The 19,052-nt window shown below is 61.9% G+C and carries 19 protein-coding genes; 4 read left to right on the forward strand and 15 right to left on the reverse strand.

What is annotated here, in order from left to right; translation table 11 throughout:
* Positions 1–10 precede the first annotated feature (10 nt).
* The 7 genes from EGJ68_RS15440 to hrcA all read right to left on the reverse strand — a co-directional run bounded on the left by EGJ68_RS15440 (position 11) and on the right by hrcA (position 8,660).
* Positions 11–1,756 carry an alkyl sulfatase dimerization domain-containing protein gene (locus EGJ68_RS15440; protein ID WP_158283699.1) on the reverse strand — a complete coding sequence of 582 codons (1,746 nt, stop codon included), beginning with the start codon at positions 1,754–1,756 and terminating at the stop codon, positions 11–13.
* Positions 1,757–1,912: 156 nt separating this feature from the next.
* A complete protein-coding gene (trxA, locus tag EGJ68_RS15445) occupies positions 1,913–2,767 on the reverse strand; it encodes a thioredoxin (protein WP_408609917.1) in 855 nt (284 codons plus the stop codon).
* Between the two features lie 45 nt (positions 2,768–2,812).
* Positions 2,813–3,616, reverse strand: a complete 804-nt coding sequence (dapB, locus tag EGJ68_RS15450) for a 4-hydroxy-tetrahydrodipicolinate reductase (protein WP_123035462.1) — start codon at positions 3,614–3,616, stop codon at positions 2,813–2,815.
* The gene (gene dnaJ, locus EGJ68_RS15455) at positions 3,613–4,746 is read right to left on the reverse strand and encodes a molecular chaperone DnaJ (RefSeq protein WP_123035463.1); all 1,134 of its coding nucleotides are present in this window, start codon (positions 4,744–4,746) and stop codon (positions 3,613–3,615) included. The genes dapB and dnaJ overlap by 4 nt, the downstream gene beginning before the upstream one ends.
* A 117-nt stretch (positions 4,747–4,863) precedes the next feature.
* Positions 4,864–6,786, reverse strand: a complete 1,923-nt coding sequence (gene dnaK / locus EGJ68_RS15460) for a molecular chaperone DnaK (protein WP_027949603.1) — start codon at positions 6,784–6,786, stop codon at positions 4,864–4,866.
* A gap of 99 nt (positions 6,787–6,885) precedes the next feature.
* Positions 6,886–7,497: a nucleotide exchange factor GrpE gene (grpE, locus tag EGJ68_RS15465; protein WP_123035464.1), complete on the reverse strand. Its 612-nt coding sequence runs from the start codon at positions 7,495–7,497 to the stop codon at positions 6,886–6,888.
* A 128-nt stretch (positions 7,498–7,625) separates the two neighbouring features.
* Positions 7,626–8,660 carry a heat-inducible transcriptional repressor HrcA gene (hrcA, locus tag EGJ68_RS15470; RefSeq protein WP_123035465.1) on the reverse strand — a complete coding sequence of 345 codons (1,035 nt, stop codon included), beginning with the start codon at positions 8,658–8,660 and terminating at the stop codon, positions 7,626–7,628.
* A 59-nt stretch (positions 8,661–8,719) separates the two neighbouring features.
* Between hrcA and recN the strand changes: the two genes are divergently transcribed.
* Both recN and EGJ68_RS15480 read left to right on the forward strand, forming a co-directional pair.
* Positions 8,720–10,450: a DNA repair protein RecN gene (gene recN / locus EGJ68_RS15475; protein WP_332888891.1), complete on the forward strand. Its 1,731-nt coding sequence runs from the start codon at positions 8,720–8,722 to the stop codon at positions 10,448–10,450.
* Between the two features lie 135 nt (positions 10,451–10,585).
* Entirely contained in the window at positions 10,586–11,176 is a 591-nt protein-coding gene (locus tag EGJ68_RS15480) for a TetR/AcrR family transcriptional regulator (RefSeq protein WP_158283700.1), read from the forward strand.
* 51 nt (positions 11,177–11,227) lie between these two features.
* On the opposite strand, the gene EGJ68_RS15485 is transcribed toward EGJ68_RS15480, so the two are convergent.
* The 5 genes from EGJ68_RS15485 to fur form a co-directional block, all read right to left on the reverse strand.
* Positions 11,228–12,106 carry an SDR family NAD(P)-dependent oxidoreductase gene (locus EGJ68_RS15485; RefSeq protein WP_123035467.1) on the reverse strand — a complete coding sequence of 293 codons (879 nt, stop codon included), beginning with the start codon at positions 12,104–12,106 and terminating at the stop codon, positions 11,228–11,230.
* A gap of 81 nt (positions 12,107–12,187) precedes the next feature.
* Positions 12,188–12,952 carry an acetoacetate decarboxylase family protein gene (locus tag EGJ68_RS15490; RefSeq protein WP_123035468.1) on the reverse strand — a complete coding sequence of 255 codons (765 nt, stop codon included), beginning with the start codon at positions 12,950–12,952 and terminating at the stop codon, positions 12,188–12,190.
* Between the two features lie 58 nt (positions 12,953–13,010).
* A complete protein-coding gene (locus EGJ68_RS15495) occupies positions 13,011–13,982 on the reverse strand; it encodes a Rieske 2Fe-2S domain-containing protein (RefSeq protein WP_123035469.1) in 972 nt (323 codons plus the stop codon).
* A gap of 15 nt (positions 13,983–13,997) precedes the next feature.
* The gene (locus EGJ68_RS15500) at positions 13,998–15,245 is read right to left on the reverse strand and encodes a cytochrome P450 (RefSeq protein ID WP_123035470.1); all 1,248 of its coding nucleotides are present in this window, start codon (positions 15,243–15,245) and stop codon (positions 13,998–14,000) included.
* 137 nt (positions 15,246–15,382) lie between these two features.
* Entirely contained in the window at positions 15,383–15,799 is a 417-nt protein-coding gene (fur, locus tag EGJ68_RS15505; protein WP_123035471.1) for a ferric iron uptake transcriptional regulator, read from the reverse strand.
* A gap of 74 nt (positions 15,800–15,873) precedes the next feature.
* Between fur and EGJ68_RS15510 the strand changes: the two genes are divergently transcribed.
* Positions 15,874–16,242, forward strand: coding sequence for an outer membrane protein assembly factor BamE (locus EGJ68_RS15510; RefSeq protein ID WP_123035472.1), 369 nt, complete (start codon positions 15,874–15,876; stop codon positions 16,240–16,242).
* A gap of 4 nt (positions 16,243–16,246) precedes the next feature.
* Here the strand turns inward: EGJ68_RS15510 and EGJ68_RS15515 are convergent, their stop codons facing one another.
* The 3 genes from EGJ68_RS15515 to EGJ68_RS15525 are packed head-to-tail and all read right to left on the reverse strand — an operon-like array spanning position 16,247 to position 18,397.
* Positions 16,247–16,561: an RnfH family protein gene (locus tag EGJ68_RS15515; protein WP_123035473.1), complete on the reverse strand. Its 315-nt coding sequence runs from the start codon at positions 16,559–16,561 to the stop codon at positions 16,247–16,249.
* A gap of 6 nt (positions 16,562–16,567) precedes the next feature.
* Positions 16,568–16,999 carry a type II toxin-antitoxin system RatA family toxin gene (locus EGJ68_RS15520; RefSeq protein ID WP_027949594.1) on the reverse strand — a complete coding sequence of 144 codons (432 nt, stop codon included), beginning with the start codon at positions 16,997–16,999 and terminating at the stop codon, positions 16,568–16,570.
* A 42-nt stretch (positions 17,000–17,041) separates the two neighbouring features.
* Positions 17,042–18,397 carry a sodium-dependent transporter gene (locus EGJ68_RS15525; RefSeq protein WP_158283701.1) on the reverse strand — a complete coding sequence of 452 codons (1,356 nt, stop codon included), beginning with the start codon at positions 18,395–18,397 and terminating at the stop codon, positions 17,042–17,044.
* Positions 18,398–18,504: 107 nt separating this feature from the next.
* On the opposite strand from EGJ68_RS15525, the gene smpB reads away from it, so the two are divergent.
* Positions 18,505–18,987 carry an SsrA-binding protein SmpB gene (gene smpB / locus EGJ68_RS15530; protein ID WP_027949592.1) on the forward strand — a complete coding sequence of 161 codons (483 nt, stop codon included), beginning with the start codon at positions 18,505–18,507 and terminating at the stop codon, positions 18,985–18,987.
* Positions 18,988–19,052: the final 65 nt, after the last annotated feature.

Here is a 19,052-nt window from a genome sequence, read left to right on the forward strand (position 1 = left end):
CGCTGTGAATTTATTTCTGACGAAACAACGCCAGAAAACGCAATAATTTCGCCGTGTCCGCCATACCCCCGGACACGTGCAGAGTGCCGTCTGCCAGCGCCAGCGGAAAACTCCGCTGGCCGGTCATCAGGGCCAGCCACTCCGTGGCCGGGACCGTCACCACAACACCTTCACCCTCCGGAACCGAGGGCAGTGCATCGATCACTGCCACCTGGTGGCGCACATGCACCGCGTACTGCACGCCCTGATCGGGGAACACAAACACCACGCGCTCGTTTACCCCGGCACTGCGCTCCGGATCCAGGTTCACCGCCATGCTGCGTAGTACACCGGCAATCGGGAACCCCTGCGCAAAGGCGACACGCTCGGCACTGATTGGCGAAGGCCCTGTGCTGATACGCTGCTCCAACTCCAGTGCATCGGTGAGATACCAGTTCCGTGCGTTCGGGTTCGGCGTAACCTCTGCAAGCATACGCAGGGCACGCGCCTTCAGCTCAGCCGCAACCGGAACAGAATCGGGACTGGCAGCCAGCATCAGGTCGGCAAGCTCCGCGGCCCACTGTGGATCAGCCGGCAGGTGCGCCTCGGCCTCAGCCAGCACGGCATCTGCACCCCCCGCCAGTGCCAGCAAACGCTGGGCCCGGGTGGCGCTCGCTATGGGGAACAGAGTGCTGCTGTTGCCCTCGAACCAACCGAGATACCCATTGTAAATTGCTCTTACCGACCAGGGCACGGTGCCGTAGAACGGCTGCAACCAGGGATGCCCAGCAAGCTCGGCGGGCAGTTGCACGGTGCGCGCCAGGGTATCGGCGTCCAGCCCCTGGTTCATGCCACGCACTGTCTGGTCGTGCACGAATTGAATGGCGTCGCCGTACACCTGAAGAATCTCGTCGACAGCCTCGGCACCCGATACCGGGCGTGTATGGCTGGGGATCAGGTGCTCAGCGCCCAGCGAGCGCATCAGGCGCACACTGTGCGCCCACTGCATAACGTCGCGGTAGCGGGTACCGCGAATGGTGTAGAGATTGGGGAAGGCCTTGTACACATTGTCGCCGGGCAGCAGCACCCCCTCATCGGGCAACCAAACGAGCAACTGGTCGTCGGTCTCACCGGGCGCGTGCATCAAAACCAGCCGACGCCCCGCCAGGGTCACTTCCAGTCGCTCGTCGACCGTGTGCGTGGGGGGCAAGAGGCCGTAAATATCGCCCTCCCCGGTTGTGCTGTGCGCCAGGGCCGGCCCGATGCCGTCATTGATGACAGCCTCGCCGCCCGCTTCCAGGTAGTTGCCGAACATATGGAAAGAGCGCGTTTCAATAACCGGACGCAGCACGTTCATGATGCGTTCGATATGGCTCCAGGTGGTTTTGTGGGCATAGACCGGCACGTCCCTACCCGCGGCGAAGGCCTCGGCGCCGAAGATATGATCTGTGTGGTTGTGGGTGTAGATGATCGCCTGCACCGGCTTGTCGGTGATACGGTCAAATTCGGCCTTGACGGTGCGCGCCGCCGCGAGCGACTCGGTGGTATCGACGATAATGACGCCGTCATCGCCTTCGATCAGTATCACATTGGCCAGCGCATACCCGATCGCCACGTGGATGCCGGGCACCACTTCGATGATGTCGCGCCTGAATTCGGCGGAGTGTGCCTCAAGTGCTGCGCTGCCCGCCACTGCGGGCGGTGGGTCCGGCGCCTCGGAGCAGGCGATCAGAAACGCCGCCAACGCCAAGGCGACGCAAGCACGAAAGTGCGGCACGCGCTGCCTTGGAGCCCTGTTCCGGGTACACGCCATAGCGGTTTTGACCTTGGAGTATGTTTTTCATCGCCAGGGCATGTACCTTAACGATAACCGCAGCGCAAAACAAGCGCCGGGGGCAGGCGCACTGCCGGGCATTGGGCGCCCGGCTGGCGCTCAGTACAGCAGGCTGTAAAGTTTGCGCTGGTACTCCGCGGCCAGCGGGTCGCCCTTGCCCAGGCTGGCAATGGTATCGATCAGGGCCTTCTTGGTCGCGCCATCAGCGTGGTTGAGGTCCTGCCGCAAAATCGTGATGAGGTGCTCCAGGGCTTCGCGAAAATAACCGGCATTGGTATACTGCACCGCCAATTGGTGCCGGACGTCATGATTGCCCGGCTCCGCCTCAAGGCGTTCCTCCAGCGCCGCCATCTCCGGCGTTACTGCCGCTTCGCGCTTGAGTTTCAGTTGCGCGACCAGCTGCTCCCAGGCCGGATCCTGATCCGCCATGCGCACCGTACCGAGAACCGCTTCCGCGTCGTCCAGCCGGTTGCTCTCGAGCAGCGCATGCGCGTAGGCGAGCGTGATGTCGTGACGCTGTCCGGAGTCCTCGAAGGCCTGGCGCAGCGGGCTCAGCGCGGAACTGAAATCGCCCGCCGCAATGAGCGCCTGGCCCTCTTCCAACAGGCCATCCCAGGGCTTTGGCAGGTATTTCTCCAACAGCTCGCGTACCTGCGCCTCCGACTGCGCGCCGACGAAGCCATCCACCGGCTGGCCGCCCTGCATCACCATCACGGTGGGCAGGCTGCGCACGCCAAACTGCTGGGAGATCATGGGCTGTTCGTCAGCGTTCACTTTGGCCAGCAAAAACGCACCGCCATATTCATTTGCCAGTTTTTCCAGCACCGGCATAAGGTTTTTGCAGGGGCCGCACCAGTCAGCCCAGAAATCCACCACGACCGGACGCCGGTGGGACTCCTCTATCAGCAGCGCCGCCGCGTTGCTTTCGTCGATATTGACAATGGACTCGGTCACAAACATTCCTCCGAAGCGAGCTTTAAACGGGCCAGCGGCTCAGGCTTACAGGCCCAGTACGTCCTGCATATCATATAAACGCGGCTCACGGCCCACCAGCCAGCCCGCGGCGCGCACGGCGCCCCGGGCAAACGACATGCGGCTGGAGGCCTTGTGAGTAATTTCCACGCGCTCCCCGTCGGCGGCGAAGATCACTGTGTGGTCGCCAACAATATCCCCCGCGCGTACGGTGGCAAAGCCGATGGTGTCGCGCTGCCGCGCGCCGGTCTGTCCCTCGCGGCCATATACCGCCACTTCCGCCAGGTCGCGACCCAGGGCATTTGCCACCACACCGCCCATGGACAGGGCGGTGCCAGAGGGGGCATCTATCTTGTGCCGGTGATGCGCCTCGACGATCTCGATGTCCACATCATCGCCCAACACGCGCGCTGCCATGTCCAGAAGCTTGAAACACAGGTTGACACCGGTGCTGAAGTTCGACGCCTTGCACACGGGCACCTTGCCCGCCGCACGCTTGATCAGTTGGCCCTGTTCCGCCGTGAAGCCGGTGGTGCCGATGATCATCGCCTTGCCCGCCGCCGCGCAGGCCTCGAGGTTCGCCAGGGTCGCCGCGGGCACGGTGAAGTCAATCAACACATCGATCTGCGCAATCACCTCGCTCAGCGCCGCGGACACCGGCACTCCGAGTTTGCCGAGACCGGCCAGCTCGCCGGCATCCGCGCCAATCAGGCTGCTCTCTGGCTGCTCAACGGCTGCCGCCAGCTCCAGGCCAGGCTGCTGCGCGATGGTTTCGATCAGTGTACGCCCCATGCGCCCGGCAGCGCCGGTGATTCCGACTTTTATCGTCATGGCTTCATGTCATCAAAAAAGGTTTTCACGCCCTCGAACCAACTGGTCTGGCGCGGTGACTGTGCATCGCCGCCCTGGCCGAGGCTTTCCTGAAACTCGCGCAGCAAGTCCTTCTGCTTCTTGTTCAGGTTGACCGGCGTCTCCACGACCGCGCGGCACAACAGATCGCCTACCGCGCCACCTCGCACCGGCTTTACGCCCTTGCCACGCAAGCGGAACAGCTTGCCGGTCTGGGTTTCGGCGGGAATTTTCAGTTTCACGCGGCCGTCCAGCGTGGGCACTTCCAGCTCACCGCCAAGCGCCGCAGCGACAAACGTGATGGGGACTTCACAGTAGAGGTTCTTGCCGTCGCGCTCGAAAATGGGGTGCTGGCGCACCGACATCTGCACGAACAGGTCCCCGGGCGGACCACCATCCGGGCCGGCTTCGCCCTCGCCGGACAAGCGGATACGGTCGCCCGTGTCCACGCCCGGTGGCACTTTGACCGACAGCGTCTTGCGCTTTTCCACGCGCCCCTGTCCGTGGCATTTACCGCAGGGGTCGGAAATCATCTTGCCGCGACCGCGACAGGTGGGACAGGTCTGCTGTACCTGAAAGAAACCCTGCTGCATGCGCACCTGACCGATGCCGCCGCAGGTAGTGCAGTCTACCGGGGAGCTGCCCTTGCGTGCGCCGGAGCCGTCGCACTCCTCGCAGGTGGCGAGGGTGGGCACCTTGATCTCCACTGTGGTGCCCTTGACCGCATCCTCAAGCGAAATATCCAGCGTGTAGCGCAGGTCCGACCCACGTTGCGGGCCACCGCGTCCGCGGCCACCGCCGCCACCAAAGATATCGCCAAACACGTCGCCGAAGATGTCGCTAAAGCTGCCACCGCCGGCGCCGAAGCCGCCCGCGCCCATATTGGGATCGACGCCCGAGTGGCCGAACCGGTCGTAAGCCGCACGTTTTTCCGCGTTCATCAGAACGTCGTAGGCTTCGGTGGCCTCCTTGAACTTGTCGTCGGCATCCGGATCATCGGGGTTCCGGTCCGGGTGGTACTTCATGGCGACCCGTCGATAGGCCTTTTTGATGTCCTTCTCATCGGCCGCTTTCTCGACCCCGAGCACTTCATAATAATCGCGTTTTGACATAGTCAGCCTGGCGTTAAACCGCATCCTCGCAAATGACTACGCGGGCTCTCAGGTCCCGCGCGGTCAAGTTAACTGACGGGGCGCTGCAGCGCCCCGGGTGACAGGAAGCGTTAACGCCTACTTCTTGTCGTCCTTCACTTCTTCGAACTCGGCGTCGACCGCTTCATCGCCCGTTGTGGACTGCTCCGCACCCTCGGCCTCGGCACCCTGCGCGGCTTCCGCCTGCGCCTGGTACATTTTCTGTGCGACCGGGCCGGTGGCTTCGGTCAGCTTGGCTGCAGCGGCCTCAATGGCATCCTTCTCGTTCGCCTTGAGGGCTTCCTCCGCCTCGCTGATCGCCGACTCGATAGCGGCCTTTTCGTCCGCGGTGGCGTTATCACCGGCCTCTTCGAGCGTTTTACGCGCAGCGTGCACCAGGCCATCACAGCTATTGCGCGCAGCAATGAGCTCTTCGAAGCGCGCATCGGCATCGGCGTTAGCCTCGGCATCCGCCACCATCTTCTCGATATCCTCCTCGCTCAGGCCGCCTGACGCAGTGATGCGAATGGATTGCTCCTTGCCGGTTGCCTTGTCCTTGGCCGACACATTGAGGATGCCGTTGGCATCGAGGTCAAACGTCACCTCGATCTGCGGCATGCCGCGGGGCGCCGGCGGAATGTCCGCCAGGTCAAAGCGGCCCAGCGACTTGTTCTGGGACGCCTGCTTGCGCTCACCTTGCACCACGTGAATGGTCACCGCGGTCTGGTTGTCGTCTGCCGTCGAGAACACCTGCGACTTCTTGGTGGGAATGGTCGTGTTTTTCTCGATCAAGGGGGTGGCAACACCGCCCATCGTCTCGATACCCAGCGTCAGCGGGGTCACGTCCAGCAGCAACACATCCTTGACGTCGCCAGACAGTACCGCGCCCTGGATGGCAGCGCCCATGGCAACCGCTTCGTCCGGGTTGACGTCCTTGCGCGGCTCCTTGCCGAAGAAATCTGCCACCGCCTTCTGCACCATCGGCATGCGGGTCTGACCGCCCACCAGAATCACATCGTTGATTTCGCTGGGGCTCAGGCCGGCGTCCTGCAACGCCACCTTCACCGGCTCCATGGAGCGCTTGACCAGCTCTTCAACCAGCGACTCCAGCTTGGAGCGCGACAGCTTGACCACCAGGTGTTTGGGGCCTGTGGCATCGGCTGTGATGTAGGGCAGGTTCACTTCCGTTTGCTGGCTGGAAGACAACTCGATCTTGGCTTTCTCCGCCGCTTCCTTCAGGCGTTGCAGCGCCAACGGGTCGTTGTGCAGGTCGATGCCGCTTTCCTTCTTGAACTCCGCCGCGAGGTATTCAATCAGGCGCAGGTCGAAGTCCTCGCCGCCGAGGAAGGTGTCACCGTTGGTCGACAGCACTTCGAACTGGTGCTCGCCATCGACTTCGGCAATCTCGATGATGGAGATGTCGAAGGTACCGCCACCGAGGTCGTATACGGCAATCGTGCGATCACCCTGGGCCTTGTCCATGCCGTAGGCGAGCGCCGCTGCGGTCGGCTCGTTGATGATGCGCTTCACTTCCAGGCCGGCAATACGTCCGGCGTCCTTGGTTGCCTGGCGCTGGGAGTCGTTGAAATACGCCGGCACCGTGATCACCGCTTCGGTAACCGCCTCGCCCAGGTATTCCTCGGCCGTGCGCTTCATTTTGCGCAGTACCTCGGCGGAGACCTGCGGCGGCGCCATTTTCTCGTCCTTGGCCTGCACCCAGGCATCGCCATTATCGGCTTCAACGATCTTGTAGGGCACCATCTTAATGTCTTTCTGTACCACGTCGTCCTTGAACTTGCGTCCAATCAGGCGCTTCACGGCGTACAGCGTGTTGTGGGGGTTGGTGACGGACTGGCGCTTGGCGCTCTGCCCGACCAGAATTTCGCCATCCTGGGTGTAGGCCACAATCGACGGCGTGGTGCGATCGCCTTCGGAATTCTCGATCACGCGCGACTTGCCCCCTTCGAGCACCGCGACGCAGGAGTTGGTGGTACCCAGGTCGATACCGATTATCTTGCCCATGTGTTCATCTCCTAATTTGCGCCGGCACGGCCGGCTGCAGTATTCACTTGCTGTCTATATTGGCGCTGAACCAACAATTTCAAGGGGCCGACGCCGTTTTTACTGCGCAGCAGGCGCCTTGCTGACCATGACCATGGCAGGCCGCACCAGGCGCGCATTCAGCGTGTAGCCTTTTTGCATCACCGCAATCACCGTATTCGGCTCCACGTCTGCATTTTCGACCAGGCTCATCGCCTGGTGCAGCTGCGGATCAAAGGGCTCGCCTTCGGGGTCAACCGGCTCGATGTGGAACTTGCGCAGGGCGTCGGCAAAGCTCTTCAGGGTCAGCTCCAGGCCATCGACAATCGGCTTCACCGAGTCATCGTGCCCGACGGTGACGGCCAGCGCCCGTTCCAGGTTATCCACCACGGGCAGCAGCTCCTTGCAGAAGGACTCAAGGGCGAACTTGCGCGCCTTTTCCACATCCTGCTCGGCGCGGCGCTTGATGTTCTGGGCATCCGCCTGCGCGCGCAACGCCGCATCGCGGGCCGCATTCAGGTCTTCCTCCAGGGTTGCCATCAGCGCTTCCGGGGTAACCTCTTCGCCACCCGGGCCCGCGTCAGATTCGGTGGAGGCTGCCGTTTCCGCGTACGCTGCCGCCTCGGCTGCCTGCCGCGAGACACCGCTGTCGCCGGCTTCAGATTCTGGTTTGTTCTGCTCGTTCTCAGCCACGTCTGGACTCCATCACTGGCATTGTGAATTGCACAGGCACAGCGCTTGCGCGCCGATTCGCTGCGGTCTGGAACGATGTTGGGACGCTTTAGGGAAATTTCAAGGCCACCCTGTGCCGGTGGCTGCGTTCAGCTGGACAGGGCGGAGCTCAGCATGCGCGCGGTAATGTCCACAACCGGGATAACCCGCTCATAGGGCATGCGCGTGGGCCCGATCACGCCCAGCACACCGAGTGTGCGGGCACCGTCCGTGTAGGGCGCTGTGACGACGCTGTAGTCGCCGAATACTTCGTAGCCGGCCTCGTTCCCGATGAAAATCTGCACCCCGTTGGCGCGGGTACACCGCTCCAGCAGGTGCAACAGGTCCTTCTTGCGCTCGAACGCATCGAACAGCTCGCGCAGTCGCCCCACATCCTCGGGGCTGACATGGCCAAGCAGGCGGGACTCGCCGGCCATCAGGTATTCTTCTTCCGGGGCCTCTTGGTTGAGGGCCTTGCTCGCCAGATCCAGCGCCGCCTGCAGGTAGCTGTCGATACGGCTGCGGGCGTCCTCCATTTCCGCCAGAATACGATCCTGCACCGCGCTCAGGGGCTGGCCCGCGAAACGCTGGTTGACCAGTGCCGCGGCCTCGCGCAGCTCGGCTTCGGTAAACGGCCGCTGGGTGTGGATGATGCGGTTCTGCACCTCGCGCTCATTGACGACCAGAATCACCAGTACGCGGTCACCGGACAGGGGCAGGAACTCGACCTGGCGCAGCTGGTGCGTCTCGGGCCGCGGCACGGTCACCAGGCCGGCCTGCGCTGTAATGGCGGAGAGCAGCGATGAGGCGGATTGCACCAGCTCTGTCGTGGACTTGTCCGGGTGCAGCTGCTCCCGTAGCGACACGATAGCCCGCTCGTCCAGGGGCTGCACCTGCAGCAAACGATCCACAAACAGGCGATAACCCTGGGCGGTGGGCACCCGGCCGGCCGACGTATGGGGTGAATGCAACAGGCCGCGTTCTTCCAGCTCCGACATAACGTTGCGTACGGTCGCGGCGCTCACCGCCAGCCCCGCCTCTTCCAGCAGGCTGCGCGACCCCACCGGCTGCCCGTCGCGTATGTGCCGCTCCACCAGAGCCTTGAGTATGGTCCGCGCGCGCTCGGACAAATCCGCTGAGTTCATACCCCATCCTGTAAGCCTGTGGACCCGGTTGTATCACAGTGCCCCGGGAATACAAAGCAATGACCGCTGCGGATGTTTATGCCGCAACAGATCTGCGGTATAACAGCACAAACAGCAAGCGGTTCATCATGCTCACCCACATCCATATCAGCGCGTACACCATTGTCGACACCCTCGACATGGAATTCCATGGCGGCATGACCGTCATCACAGGGGAAACCGGTGCCGGCAAGTCCATCATGCTCGATGCTCTGGGCCTGTGCCTGGGCGACCGGGCCGACCCCAAGGCCGTGCGCGCCGGCAGCGAACGGGCGGAGGTGACCGCCACCTTCGACATCGCCGGCAACGCGCCTGCGGCCGCATGGCTGCTGGCCCGCGACCTGGCGCACGATAACGAATGCCTGCTGCGCCGCGTGGTCACCGCCGAGGGGCGCTCGCGCGCCTACATCAATGGCAGTGCTTCCACCCTGCAGGACTGCGCCGAACTCGGCGAACTGCTGATCGACATCCACAGCCAGCACGCGCACCAGTCGCTGCTGCGCAAACCGGTACAGCGCGCGATGCTGGACACGTTCGCTGGCCAGCAGACACTGGCGCGCCAGGTGGAACAGTGCGCCTCGGACTGGCTGCGCGGCCAGCGCGAGCTGGCGGCACTCACCGACAACCGCGACGAAGCCGCCGCGCGCGCCCAACTGCTGGCCTACCAGGTAGACGAGCTGGAGCAGCTGGGACTGCGCGCAGGGGAGCTGGAGGAACTGGAGCGCGACCAGAGCCTGCTGGCCAATGCGGAAGATGTACTGAAGGGTGCCCATCAGGCGCTGGAGATTTGCGAAGAACAGGCCAGCGCAGCGCGCCACGCCCTGCAGTTGATGCGCAGTGCCGCCGGCAGCAGCAAAACCGCCGACAACGCCCTCAGCCTGCTGGACTCAGCGGCGATACAACTTGACGAGGCACACCGCGAGATCCAGCGCCATATCGACTCTATCGAAATTGACCCACAGCGGCTCGCGCAGGTGGAAAAACGCCTTGAACAACTGCACGATGTGGCGCGCAAACACCGCATCAAGCCGCCACAACTGCTGGAGCTGCAGGCCGGGTTGCAGGAGGAATTGGCGGGGCTGGCACAGGGTGGGCAGCGCATCGAAGCGCTGCAGCAGGAGCTGGAGGCCCTCGCCGAGGCCTACCGCAAAGATGCCGCCAAGCTGAGCAAGGGGCGGACCAAAGCCGCCAAGAGCCTCATTGCCAAAACGGCCGACATCCTGCACACACTGGCCATGGCAGATTGCCGCTTTGCCATCGCACTTACCCCCCGCGAGTCCGATGCCCCTCATCCCCACGGCGCAGAGGACATTGAGTTCCTGATCAGCACCAACCCGGGGGCCGCCCCACAGCCACTGGGGAAGATTGCCTCCGGCGGCGAGCTGTCGCGTATCAGCCTGGCTATTCAGGTGGTCACTGCCAAGGGGGGCACACTGCCAAGCATGGTATTTGATGAAGTCGACGTGGGTATCGGCGGCGCGGTGGCCGAAGTGGTCGGGCGGCTGCTGCGTGGGCTGGCGCGCGAGGCACAGGTTCTCTGCGTCACCCACCTGGCGCAGGTGGCCTCGCAGGGGCACCGGCACCTGCTGGTCAGCAAGACCTCCGACAAGACGGCAGCTTGGGCCCGTCTGGCAGCGCTTGAAGACGACCAGCGGGCGCAGGAAATTGCCCGGATGCTGGGCGGCGTGAAACTCACCGAGCGCTCTCTGGAGCACGCCAGGGAAATGCTCCGCGATGCAGAAGACGCCTGACGCTGGCGCGGGGCGCGGCTTGTGGTGTATGGTAGATCCTGCTACGGAAGCTCCACACGCTAAAAAAAGACGCCTATTTTGACCAGCCCAGTACCCCGCACAAGCCTCAGGGAACGCAAAAAGCAGGCGCAACGCGTGCGCATCATCGATGAAGCGCTGGCCTTGATCGCCGAGCACGGCATTGACGACATGACCATTGATGCCATTTGCGAACGCTCAGGCATCTCCCGTAAAACCTTCTACAACTATTACGGAACGCGCCACGATCTGCTGTTCGATATTTGTGTGAACCGGACGCTGGAGTTGGTCAGGGGCTCGGTGGATGCAGCGCTGGAACGGTTTACGCGGCTGGATGAACGCATTACGCATGTCCTGAAAGCGCAGAAACAGCAACTTTGTCGGGCCTCTGACCTTGAGCACGAGCTGGCGCGTTATTCTATCGCCAGCATCGGCAACAGCCTTGCCAGCGGTGCAACCCTGCTGTCGGTAATGAACGAGAACTTCTTGCGGCTGTATGCCGCCAGCATTGATGACCTGAAAGACGCTTTGTCGCCAGAGTTTTGTGCCGAAATGACCGTAGGCATGATCGACACGGTGATCCTCAACCACCTGCACAACCCCGACTACGACGCGGCCCGCCGCTACGACGAGCTGATGGCTTTTCTCTGCAACAGCGTGGTGCGCGAGCGGGCGCAGCTGCAGGTGACGGGCGCCGCACAAGGCTAGGCGCCAGCCGGTGCCTGCCGGGCGCCGAGGCACCCGGCACAGGAGGGTCGCTTAGCCGTGCAGGCCGTGCGAAATCGGACACTCACCGCGAGCCAGCTTGCGGGCACGCTCCACCAGTGTTTCTTCCATGGTTTCGCGGCCAATCATGATCACGAAGTCCTGCTTGCGCAGGCCGTCGAGGGCAAATTCCGCCAGCTCATCGAGGTCCTGCACCGGCAGGTCGACGCCGATTTCCTTCATGCCCTGCATGAATTCATCAAAGGTCATTTCCCCGCCCTCAGGCACCGGCTTTTCTCGCGCCAGCTCCTCGGGGCGGTTGCGCCGTGTGGTCCAGATACCCGTGGGCAGAATGCCGCCGGAAGGGTAGAAAATGCAGGCTCGAAGCTTGGTTTCCTGGCCAACCAGCTGGGCGTTCAGGCATTCGGTCATGATGGAGACACCCGCCTTGCTCGAGGCATACACCGACTGATCCGCCAGCGGTGAAATACCGCCATCACCGGAAGAGGTATTCATCACCACCCCTTCCTCGCCCGATGCCAGCATGCGCGGCACGAAGGCCTGCACACCGTGCGCTATGCCACGCACATTCACACCCAGAACCCATTGCCAATCGTTCGGCGTGGTATCCCAGACGTTGGTGTTGGTGACGCTCACGCCGGCGTTGTTGCACAGTACGTGACAGGCACCAAACTCGTCGAACACGGCGTCAGCCAGGGCATTCACCGAGTCGGGCTTGGACACGTCGGTGACGATGGCCCGCACCGTACCGCCGTTCGCCGCCAGCTCATCGCGGGTAGCTTCCAGCGCGCCGCGCTCAACGTCAGACAGCACCACTTTGGCCCCTGCGGCGAGAAAAGAGCGACCCAGGGCCTTGCCGATGCCACTGGCACCACCGGTGATCACCACCACCTTGTTATTGAAATCCTGCATGATTGGATATTCCTCTGCACTGAAAAAAAGAAAAGGCCGCGGGCGAACGCCAGCGGCCCGGGGGGCAACGCCAAAGGGCAATCAGCTCTTCAGCGGACCACCGTTGACGCCGAGCCAACGTGAGTTGCCAATCGTGTTGGCCCAAGGCTCAAACGCATCGGCGTCCAGCGGATCACCCAGGTCGACACTGCGGCCGAGGAACTCGGGTGTCCACAGCGACACGTCAGGCTTGGAAACCGGCGGCAGGCGCTCGGTGAGCGGGTCCCACGGGCTGTCACGCAGGATCAGGTCGCCTTCTACTTTCAGCTTTTGCGCGGTACCGTAGTTGCTTACCACGTTGACCACATGCGGTGGGAAATCAAAGCCAGTCTTGACGTAGGAGGCAGCACGTGAGTATTTCACCCAGAACTCGTGCTCATCAAACTTGGGCCCGTTGTCCTGCGTGTCCGTCACTTTTCCGTAGTACTCAAGGAAGGTGTAGTTCTGGTGCGTTACGCGCGCACCCACTTCTTCACCCAGACGGTAATACTTGATTTCGGCCGGGTACTTGGGCTGGCCGAACTTCTCCTGGCTGATGAAGATTTCCGCTTCCTTGTCGATCGCATAGCCCAGCGCGAACTGGCCTTCCTGGCCCTTGTAGTTGCACAGCACCGTGGTCAAAAGGCCCTGCTCCGGCTCGCCGTTTACCGGCACGTTGTACACCGTCAGCGTCACTTCGGGGCGGCTACCGGGCTCAAAGCCCGGGGGCAGCACCGCGGCCAGCTTGGCCGGATCCGTCAGATAGCGGATCTTCAGCATCGGCCAGTTGTAGTGATCGCCGGGCGTGGTGGCAAGTTTCTCGTTCATACTCGTTATCCTCTGTTATGAGTGCTTTCGGTGTGCCTGCTTTCCTGAGCCCGGGGGCTCAGGCATAAAACTGCTGGAACCATTTGCGGTATTTGGCGATGGGGCCGTCACCGTCGCACAGCGCCGGATCATCCAGATACACTTTGTGCTCCCAGATCGGGATATCCTGCTCCACCTGGCGCACAATCTCGTGCACGGTACCGGTCGCCATCATGGCATTGTCTTCAGACTGCTTGCGCGGCACGGAAAAATTGAACCGCAGGTGCACGGTCTGGTCATTGATGGGAGTTACCGTACCCATCATCACCACATCAAACATGCGCGAGAAGCGCTGGAATGTGAAACCAGGACCAACACCTACCGAGTGCAGGTGAATGGCGTCATGATTTTCGCCGCTCATGTCGACATTGCCCTGCTCATCAATGCTCTGGGCTTCTGAATCAAAATCGGTCACGCGGCGCGGACCTTCCATTTCCACCGTACCCTGGGGCATGCCGGGGTTGCCATGTACCGTAATGAAGTGGGCCATGTCAGCGGCGTTTTCACCGGTTTCCTGGATGATGGTGTTGATTTTCCAATCGTAGGTGTCGAGTGGCGTCCACTCATCGGACTGCAGCTCTGGGACATCGTCGATGTCGAACAGCGGTGCCTCGCCCTTGGGGTGGTACCAGGCCCAGATCATCTGGTTGCGCTCCATCACCGGGTAGCTCGGCACACACTCCTTGCCTTCCACTTTCGGCGGAATACGCTTGGCATAGGGCACTGACGTGCACTGGCCTTCGCCGTTGAATTCCCAGGCGTGAAAAGGACAGCTGATAGACTCCCCTTTCACAATACCGCCATACCCCAGGTGTGCGCCGAGGTGGGGGCAATGCGCACCCAGCAACGATGCTTCACCGGATTCGGTGCGAAACAGCACCAGCTCACGGCCAAAATACTCCACGGGGCGCACGTCGCCCGCCTTCAGGCTATCGCTGTAGTCAATCGCGTACCAGCCGAAGGGGATTGCCTTGTCATAACGCTTGGTCATCGTCTTCTCCTCGTCTTATTTGCGGATATTGGTGCGAACACGCAGTTCGCGGAACACCACCGCATTGTGGTCGGTATTGTCTTTCTCCGGCTCGCCATCGAGCTCCAGGTCCGGGAACTGCTTGAACAGCTCCACCATGGTCAGGTACAGCTGACGCTTCGCCATGGCAGCACCAATGCAGTAGCGAGGACCGTAGCCAAACAGCACATCGGGGTTGAATTCGCGCTTGACGTCGAAGCGCTCGGGATCGGTGTAGTACTCTGGGTCGTGATCCTTGAGGTGCGGCATCATCAACACCATCTGCCCCTTGGTCACCTTCTGGCCGAGGACGTCCATGTCCTCCGGTGCATAGCGCGCAAAACCCATCTTCGACGAGATTGACCAGCGCATCACTTCGCTGAAGGTGTTGGAGAAGGCATCCGGCGACTCCAGCGCCGCAGGAATCTGGTCCCGGTGCTTGAGCAGGGCGTACAGTGTCCATTGCTGCGCCACCAGCGTGGTGTCTGCGCCGGCACCAATCAACGCCAGCACCAGCGTGATGATATCCCACTCGCCGAAATTCTCGTTCTCCTCCTCGATTTTCAGCAGCACGCTGAGGAAGTCGTCGGCACCCGGGTTAGCACGTCGTTCTGCAATCACACGCTGCAGAATCTCAATCGCACGGTTGCTGTCCTGACGCGCGGCTTCGCGGCGTTCATCGCTCAGGGTGGGGTTCCAGGCCTCGGTGAAGGTAAGCACTACCTGCTTGATTTCAGGCCAGTACTTCTCGGGCAAACCGACCATGCGGCTGATGGAGATGAAGGGGATATGGTTGGCGACCTTTTCGATGTAGTCGAAGCTCTCTAGATCAGCCAATTCACCAATCAGCTTCTCTACATCGGGCTTGATACGACGCTGGATCTCGTCAACCACGTTGCGCGAAAATGCCGGAGAAACAACACGGCGCACCAGCCGGTGGTGATCGTGATCGGCAAGCATGCTGTGGCCGATCATCGCGCGCTCGTAATTGCTCCATTGATCCTCGGAGGGACGCGGCGGCGCGAACTCCCAATCGTAGAAGTCAGAGGACAGGTATTCATTGCGCCAGCATTCCATGATGTCGGGCATGCGGGTCATGATCCAGGCCTGCCAGGGCGCGTACCAGACCAGACGGCCGCGCTGGGCTAGTGCCAGATACTGACTGGACGCCGTCTTCAGATACTCCTCGGACGCCGGATTGAACAGCTCCTCTATGGGCTGTTGGGTTTCGCTGACTGCCTGCATATTTTGCTCCTCTGCCAAATGGCTGACGCAAGAATATACGTTCGGAGAAAACTACACACAAGTGTATTTTTATTAAAAGCGCGTCATGGCATGGCAAAGCGGGGGGAAAAACGCGACAAAAGCCGCTCAGGTGGGGCTCAGCTGCGCTTTTCCCGCACGTAAAGCACCAGTGAGTGGTCTACTATCTCGAAACCGTGTTCGGCAGCGATTTCCTTTTGACGACGCTCGATCACCGGATCGTTGAACTCGATGACGGCACCCGTGGTCATGCACACCATATGGTCATGATGTTCACCGGTATCCAGCTCGAATACCGAGTGCCCGGTTTCAAAGTTGTGGCGGTTGACGAGGCCGGCCGTTTCGAACTGCGTCAGCACGCGATACACCGTGGCCAGGCCCACGTCTTCACCCGCATCACGCAGCTTCTGGTAGACATCTTCCGCGCTCAGGTGCTCGCTGGTCTCGCTGGTGGCCTCCAGGATCTGCAGGATTTTGACCCGCGGCAGCGTGACCTTGAGGCCGGCATTACGCAATTCCTGATTGTCAGTCGGCATGGCTTCGGGGGTTCTCTGTACAGGTCTGGACGGGTATGATGCCACCCCATCATGACAAGTGGAAGTTAAAGCCCATGCGCAGCCTTTTCCTGGCACTGGCACTGGCCTCGCTCACGGCCTGCGGCAATTTCGGATTCCCCGGGGTATACCGTATCGACATCGAGCAGGGCAACATCGTCACCCAGGATATGATAGACCAACTGCAACCGGGCATGAGCCAACGTCAAGTGCGTTTCATCCTCGGTACCCCGCTGGTGGAAGACAGCTTCAACGCCGAACGCTGGGACTACCCGTACCTGCTGCGCAATGGCAACGATGTGATTCGGGAAGCCACGGTCAGTATCCACTTCGAGGGCGACAGTCTGGCAACCGTCACGGGCGACTACCTGCCACAATGGGCGGCGGCTACGTCGACTGATGCCGCCAGCGCAGCAAGCGAATAGCGACTCAGCCCGCGTCTTCCTGACGCCGTTCCTTGACCCGCGCTGCGCGCGCCTTGCGCACCTCCTTGGGGTCGGCCTTCAGCGGCCGATAGATCTCCACCCTGTCGCCCGCGTGCAGTGCCTGGTCAGCGGCCACTAACTTCCCGAATATGCCCAGGCGGGCGTCGTCCAGATCGAGCCCCTCAAAACGCTCGACCACCCCCGAACGCCGTGCAGCTTCCAGTGCCGTGGTACCCTCGGCGACCGTCAATGGAATGATGGCCTGCCTCTCGGGCAGCGCATAGGCCACTTCAACCTGGATCATTGCTGTCTCGCTCATCTTGTCCTAGCCGTAAAGTTGCCGCGCGCGGCGCCCAATCGCGTCCACCAGGCTGTTGGTGACGCTGTCAAACAAACGGCTCACTGCCGCACCCACCAGCAGGCTGCTGGTGCTGAACTCAAGGTCCAGCGTGACCTTGCAGGCGCTATTGCCCAGACCTCGAAACTCCCAGTTGCCCTGGAAATAATCAAAAGGGCCATCGAGCAGTTCCAATGTGATGTACTGCGGTGCCTGCAGACGGTTGCGGGTGCTGAAGCTTTGCGTAATGCCGCCGCGCGCGAGATCGAGACGCGCTTCCACCACATCCGCCTCGCGCCGCAGCACGCGGGAACCCACACAGCCTTCCATGAATTCGGGGTAAGCCTCGATATCATTCACCAGCTCAAACAGCTGCCGGTCTGCATAGGGCAACAAGGCATGGCGGTAGATTCGGGTCATCGCGATCTCTTTCAGGGGTGGCGGCCTGGCACCGCCCCGGGTTTACTCGGTTAACAGGGCACTTGCCATGACCAGCAAGATGCCCAGCGGCGCAATATACCGCAACAGGAAGTACCAGAGCGAAAAAAACTGCGGGCTTTCGCGGTACAGCTGAGCCCGCAGCAGCGGCCGGCCCAGTCGCCAACCCACCAGCAACGCGGTGCCCAGCGCTGCCAGCGGCAACAACACCCCGCCCGCCAGCTGGTCCATGTGGCGAAACAGGTCCGGCGCCGTGCCGCGGCTGCTCGGTGCCAGCGTCGCCGCCGCCGCGTAGGCCAGCAACCACACCACGGCGCCCACAATAACCGCCGAGGTCACCCGACGCAGTCCGAAGCGCTGCTTGATAGCACCGGTCACCGGCTCCAGGATGGCGATGGCAGAACCCAGCGCCACCAGTGCCACCAGCGCGAAGAACAACGCCCCGAACACCTCACCATTGAGCATATTGCCGAAAGCGTAGGGCAGGCTGATGAACATGAGGCCGGGGCCCATGGAGGGCAGTAGATGGCTGGCAAACACCAGCGGAAATATCGCCAGACCCATGGCGATGGCGACCAGGGTATCGAACAGCGCCACAGCCAACACTGAGCGCCCAAGGGGCGCACGCACGGGCGCGTAACTGCCGTAGCTGATACCCGTGCCTACGCCAACCCCGAGGGTGAAGAAAGCCTGGCCCAGCGCCATCAGTACTGCCTCGGCGTTGAAGTCCAGCCACTGCACGGAAAACAGGAACTTGCCCGCCGCCGATGCATTGCCATTAGCCAGGCTGTACTGCACCAGCAACACCAGGCCCGCCAGCAGGGTGGGCACCACCAACCACGCGAGAAAACCAATGCCGCGGCGTACACCCGCTCCCACAACAGTCACGGCGCAGACGAGAAACACCGTCTGCCCCAGCAACATGCGGTCGCCGTCCTCCACCAGTGCTGCAAAATACTGCCCGGCGTTGAACATGCTCGCGGCATTGAAGCTGCCTGCATACATGGCCGCCGCGTACACCAGAGCCCAGCCGGCAACCACCACATACAACGCCAGCAGCAGCACCCCGGTAGCGCAGATGAACCACGGCAACACGCGCCACGCAGGGCGCAGACGCGAGCGGTCCACGGCCCGGTTGATCGACTCCACCACACTGCCCATGCCCTGCCGTCCAAGCACCAGCTCGGCGATCAGCAGGGGCACACCCAGCAGCAGCAGAAATACGACATAGGCGACCACAAAGGGGCCGCCTCCGTACTCGCCACTCAGGTAGGAGAACCGCCATATGCTCCCCATACCCACCGTGGCGCAGGCCAGCGACAGCACAAACGTCATCCGTGAGCGCCACTCCCCCAGCGGATTCCCCACACTCGAACTCACCGGAAAAACTTCCTTCTAATCATAGGCTTGGAGTGTACCAGAGGGCGGGCGGTGAAAAGAGCCAAATTCACGTTCCAGTGTGCGGGCTTGTCCGTATAATGCGCGGCATGAGTAAGAAGAAGCCAGCAAAAAACGACAATGTGATCGCACGCAACAAGCGCGCGACCTTCGACTACCACCTGCTCGACAGTTATGAAGCCGGCGTGGCGCTGGAGGGCTGGGAGGTCAAGAGCCTGCGGATGGGCAAATGCCAGCTCACCGATTCCTACGTGCTGATGAAAGACGGCGAAGCCTGGCTGCTGGGTACGCAGATCACGCCGCTGGACACCGTGTCCACGCACTTCGTGAGCGACCCCACCCGTACCCGCAGGCTGCTCCTGCACCGCAAGGAACTGGCCAAGATTCTGGCAGCAACCAGCCAGAAAGGCCTGACCTGTGTGTGCACCCAACTGTACTGGAAGGGCCATCTGGTCAAGGCGCGCATCGCACTGGCGGAAGGCAAGAAAGGCCACGACAAACGCGACACGGAAAAAGAACGCGACTGGGACCGACAAAAGCAGCGCATCATTCGGGACAACGTCAAGCAGTAACCCCGCTGGGCTGTCAGGAGCCATTGTCGGGCCTCGCCAACGCTGGCAACATACGGATGCCCCTA

It is taken from the genome of Haliea alexandrii (assembly GCF_003719295.1).
GTDB lineage: Bacteria > Pseudomonadota > Gammaproteobacteria > Pseudomonadales > Halieaceae > Haliea > Haliea alexandrii.

Bases quoted from the DNA above. Each gene is read 5' to 3' on its own strand.
- dapB (WP_123035462.1), bottom strand. From the start codon at position 3,616: ATGACGATAAAAGTCGGAATCACCGGCGCTGCCGGGCGCATGGGGCGT.
- dnaJ (WP_123035463.1), bottom strand. From the start codon at position 4,746: ATGTCAAAACGCGATTATTATGAAGTGCTCGGGGTCGAGAAAGCGGCC.
- dnaK (WP_027949603.1), bottom strand. From the start codon at position 6,786: ATGGGCAAGATAATCGGTATCGACCTGGGTACCACCAACTCCTGCGTC.
- hrcA (WP_123035465.1), bottom strand. From the start codon at position 8,660: ATGAACTCAGCGGATTTGTCCGAGCGCGCGCGGACCATACTCAAGGCT.
- recN (WP_332888891.1), top strand. From the start codon at position 8,720: ATGACCGCTGCGGATGTTTATGCCGCAACAGATCTGCGGTATAACAGC.
- EGJ68_RS15485 (WP_123035467.1), bottom strand. From the start codon at position 12,106: ATGCAGGATTTCAATAACAAGGTGGTGGTGATCACCGGTGGTGCCAGT.
- EGJ68_RS15490 (WP_123035468.1), bottom strand. From the start codon at position 12,952: ATGAACGAGAAACTTGCCACCACGCCCGGCGATCACTACAACTGGCCG.
- EGJ68_RS15495 (WP_123035469.1), bottom strand. From the start codon at position 13,982: ATGACCAAGCGTTATGACAAGGCAATCCCCTTCGGCTGGTACGCGATT.
- EGJ68_RS15500 (WP_123035470.1), bottom strand. From the start codon at position 15,245: ATGCAGGCAGTCAGCGAAACCCAACAGCCCATAGAGGAGCTGTTCAAT.
- fur (WP_123035471.1), bottom strand. From the start codon at position 15,799: ATGCCGACTGACAATCAGGAATTGCGTAATGCCGGCCTCAAGGTCACG.
- EGJ68_RS15510 (WP_123035472.1), top strand. From the start codon at position 15,874: ATGCGCAGCCTTTTCCTGGCACTGGCACTGGCCTCGCTCACGGCCTGC.
- EGJ68_RS15515 (WP_123035473.1), bottom strand. From the start codon at position 16,561: ATGAGCGAGACAGCAATGATCCAGGTTGAAGTGGCCTATGCGCTGCCC.
- EGJ68_RS15520 (WP_027949594.1), bottom strand. From the start codon at position 16,999: ATGACCCGAATCTACCGCCATGCCTTGTTGCCCTATGCAGACCGGCAG.
- smpB (WP_027949592.1), top strand. From the start codon at position 18,505: ATGAGTAAGAAGAAGCCAGCAAAAAACGACAATGTGATCGCACGCAAC.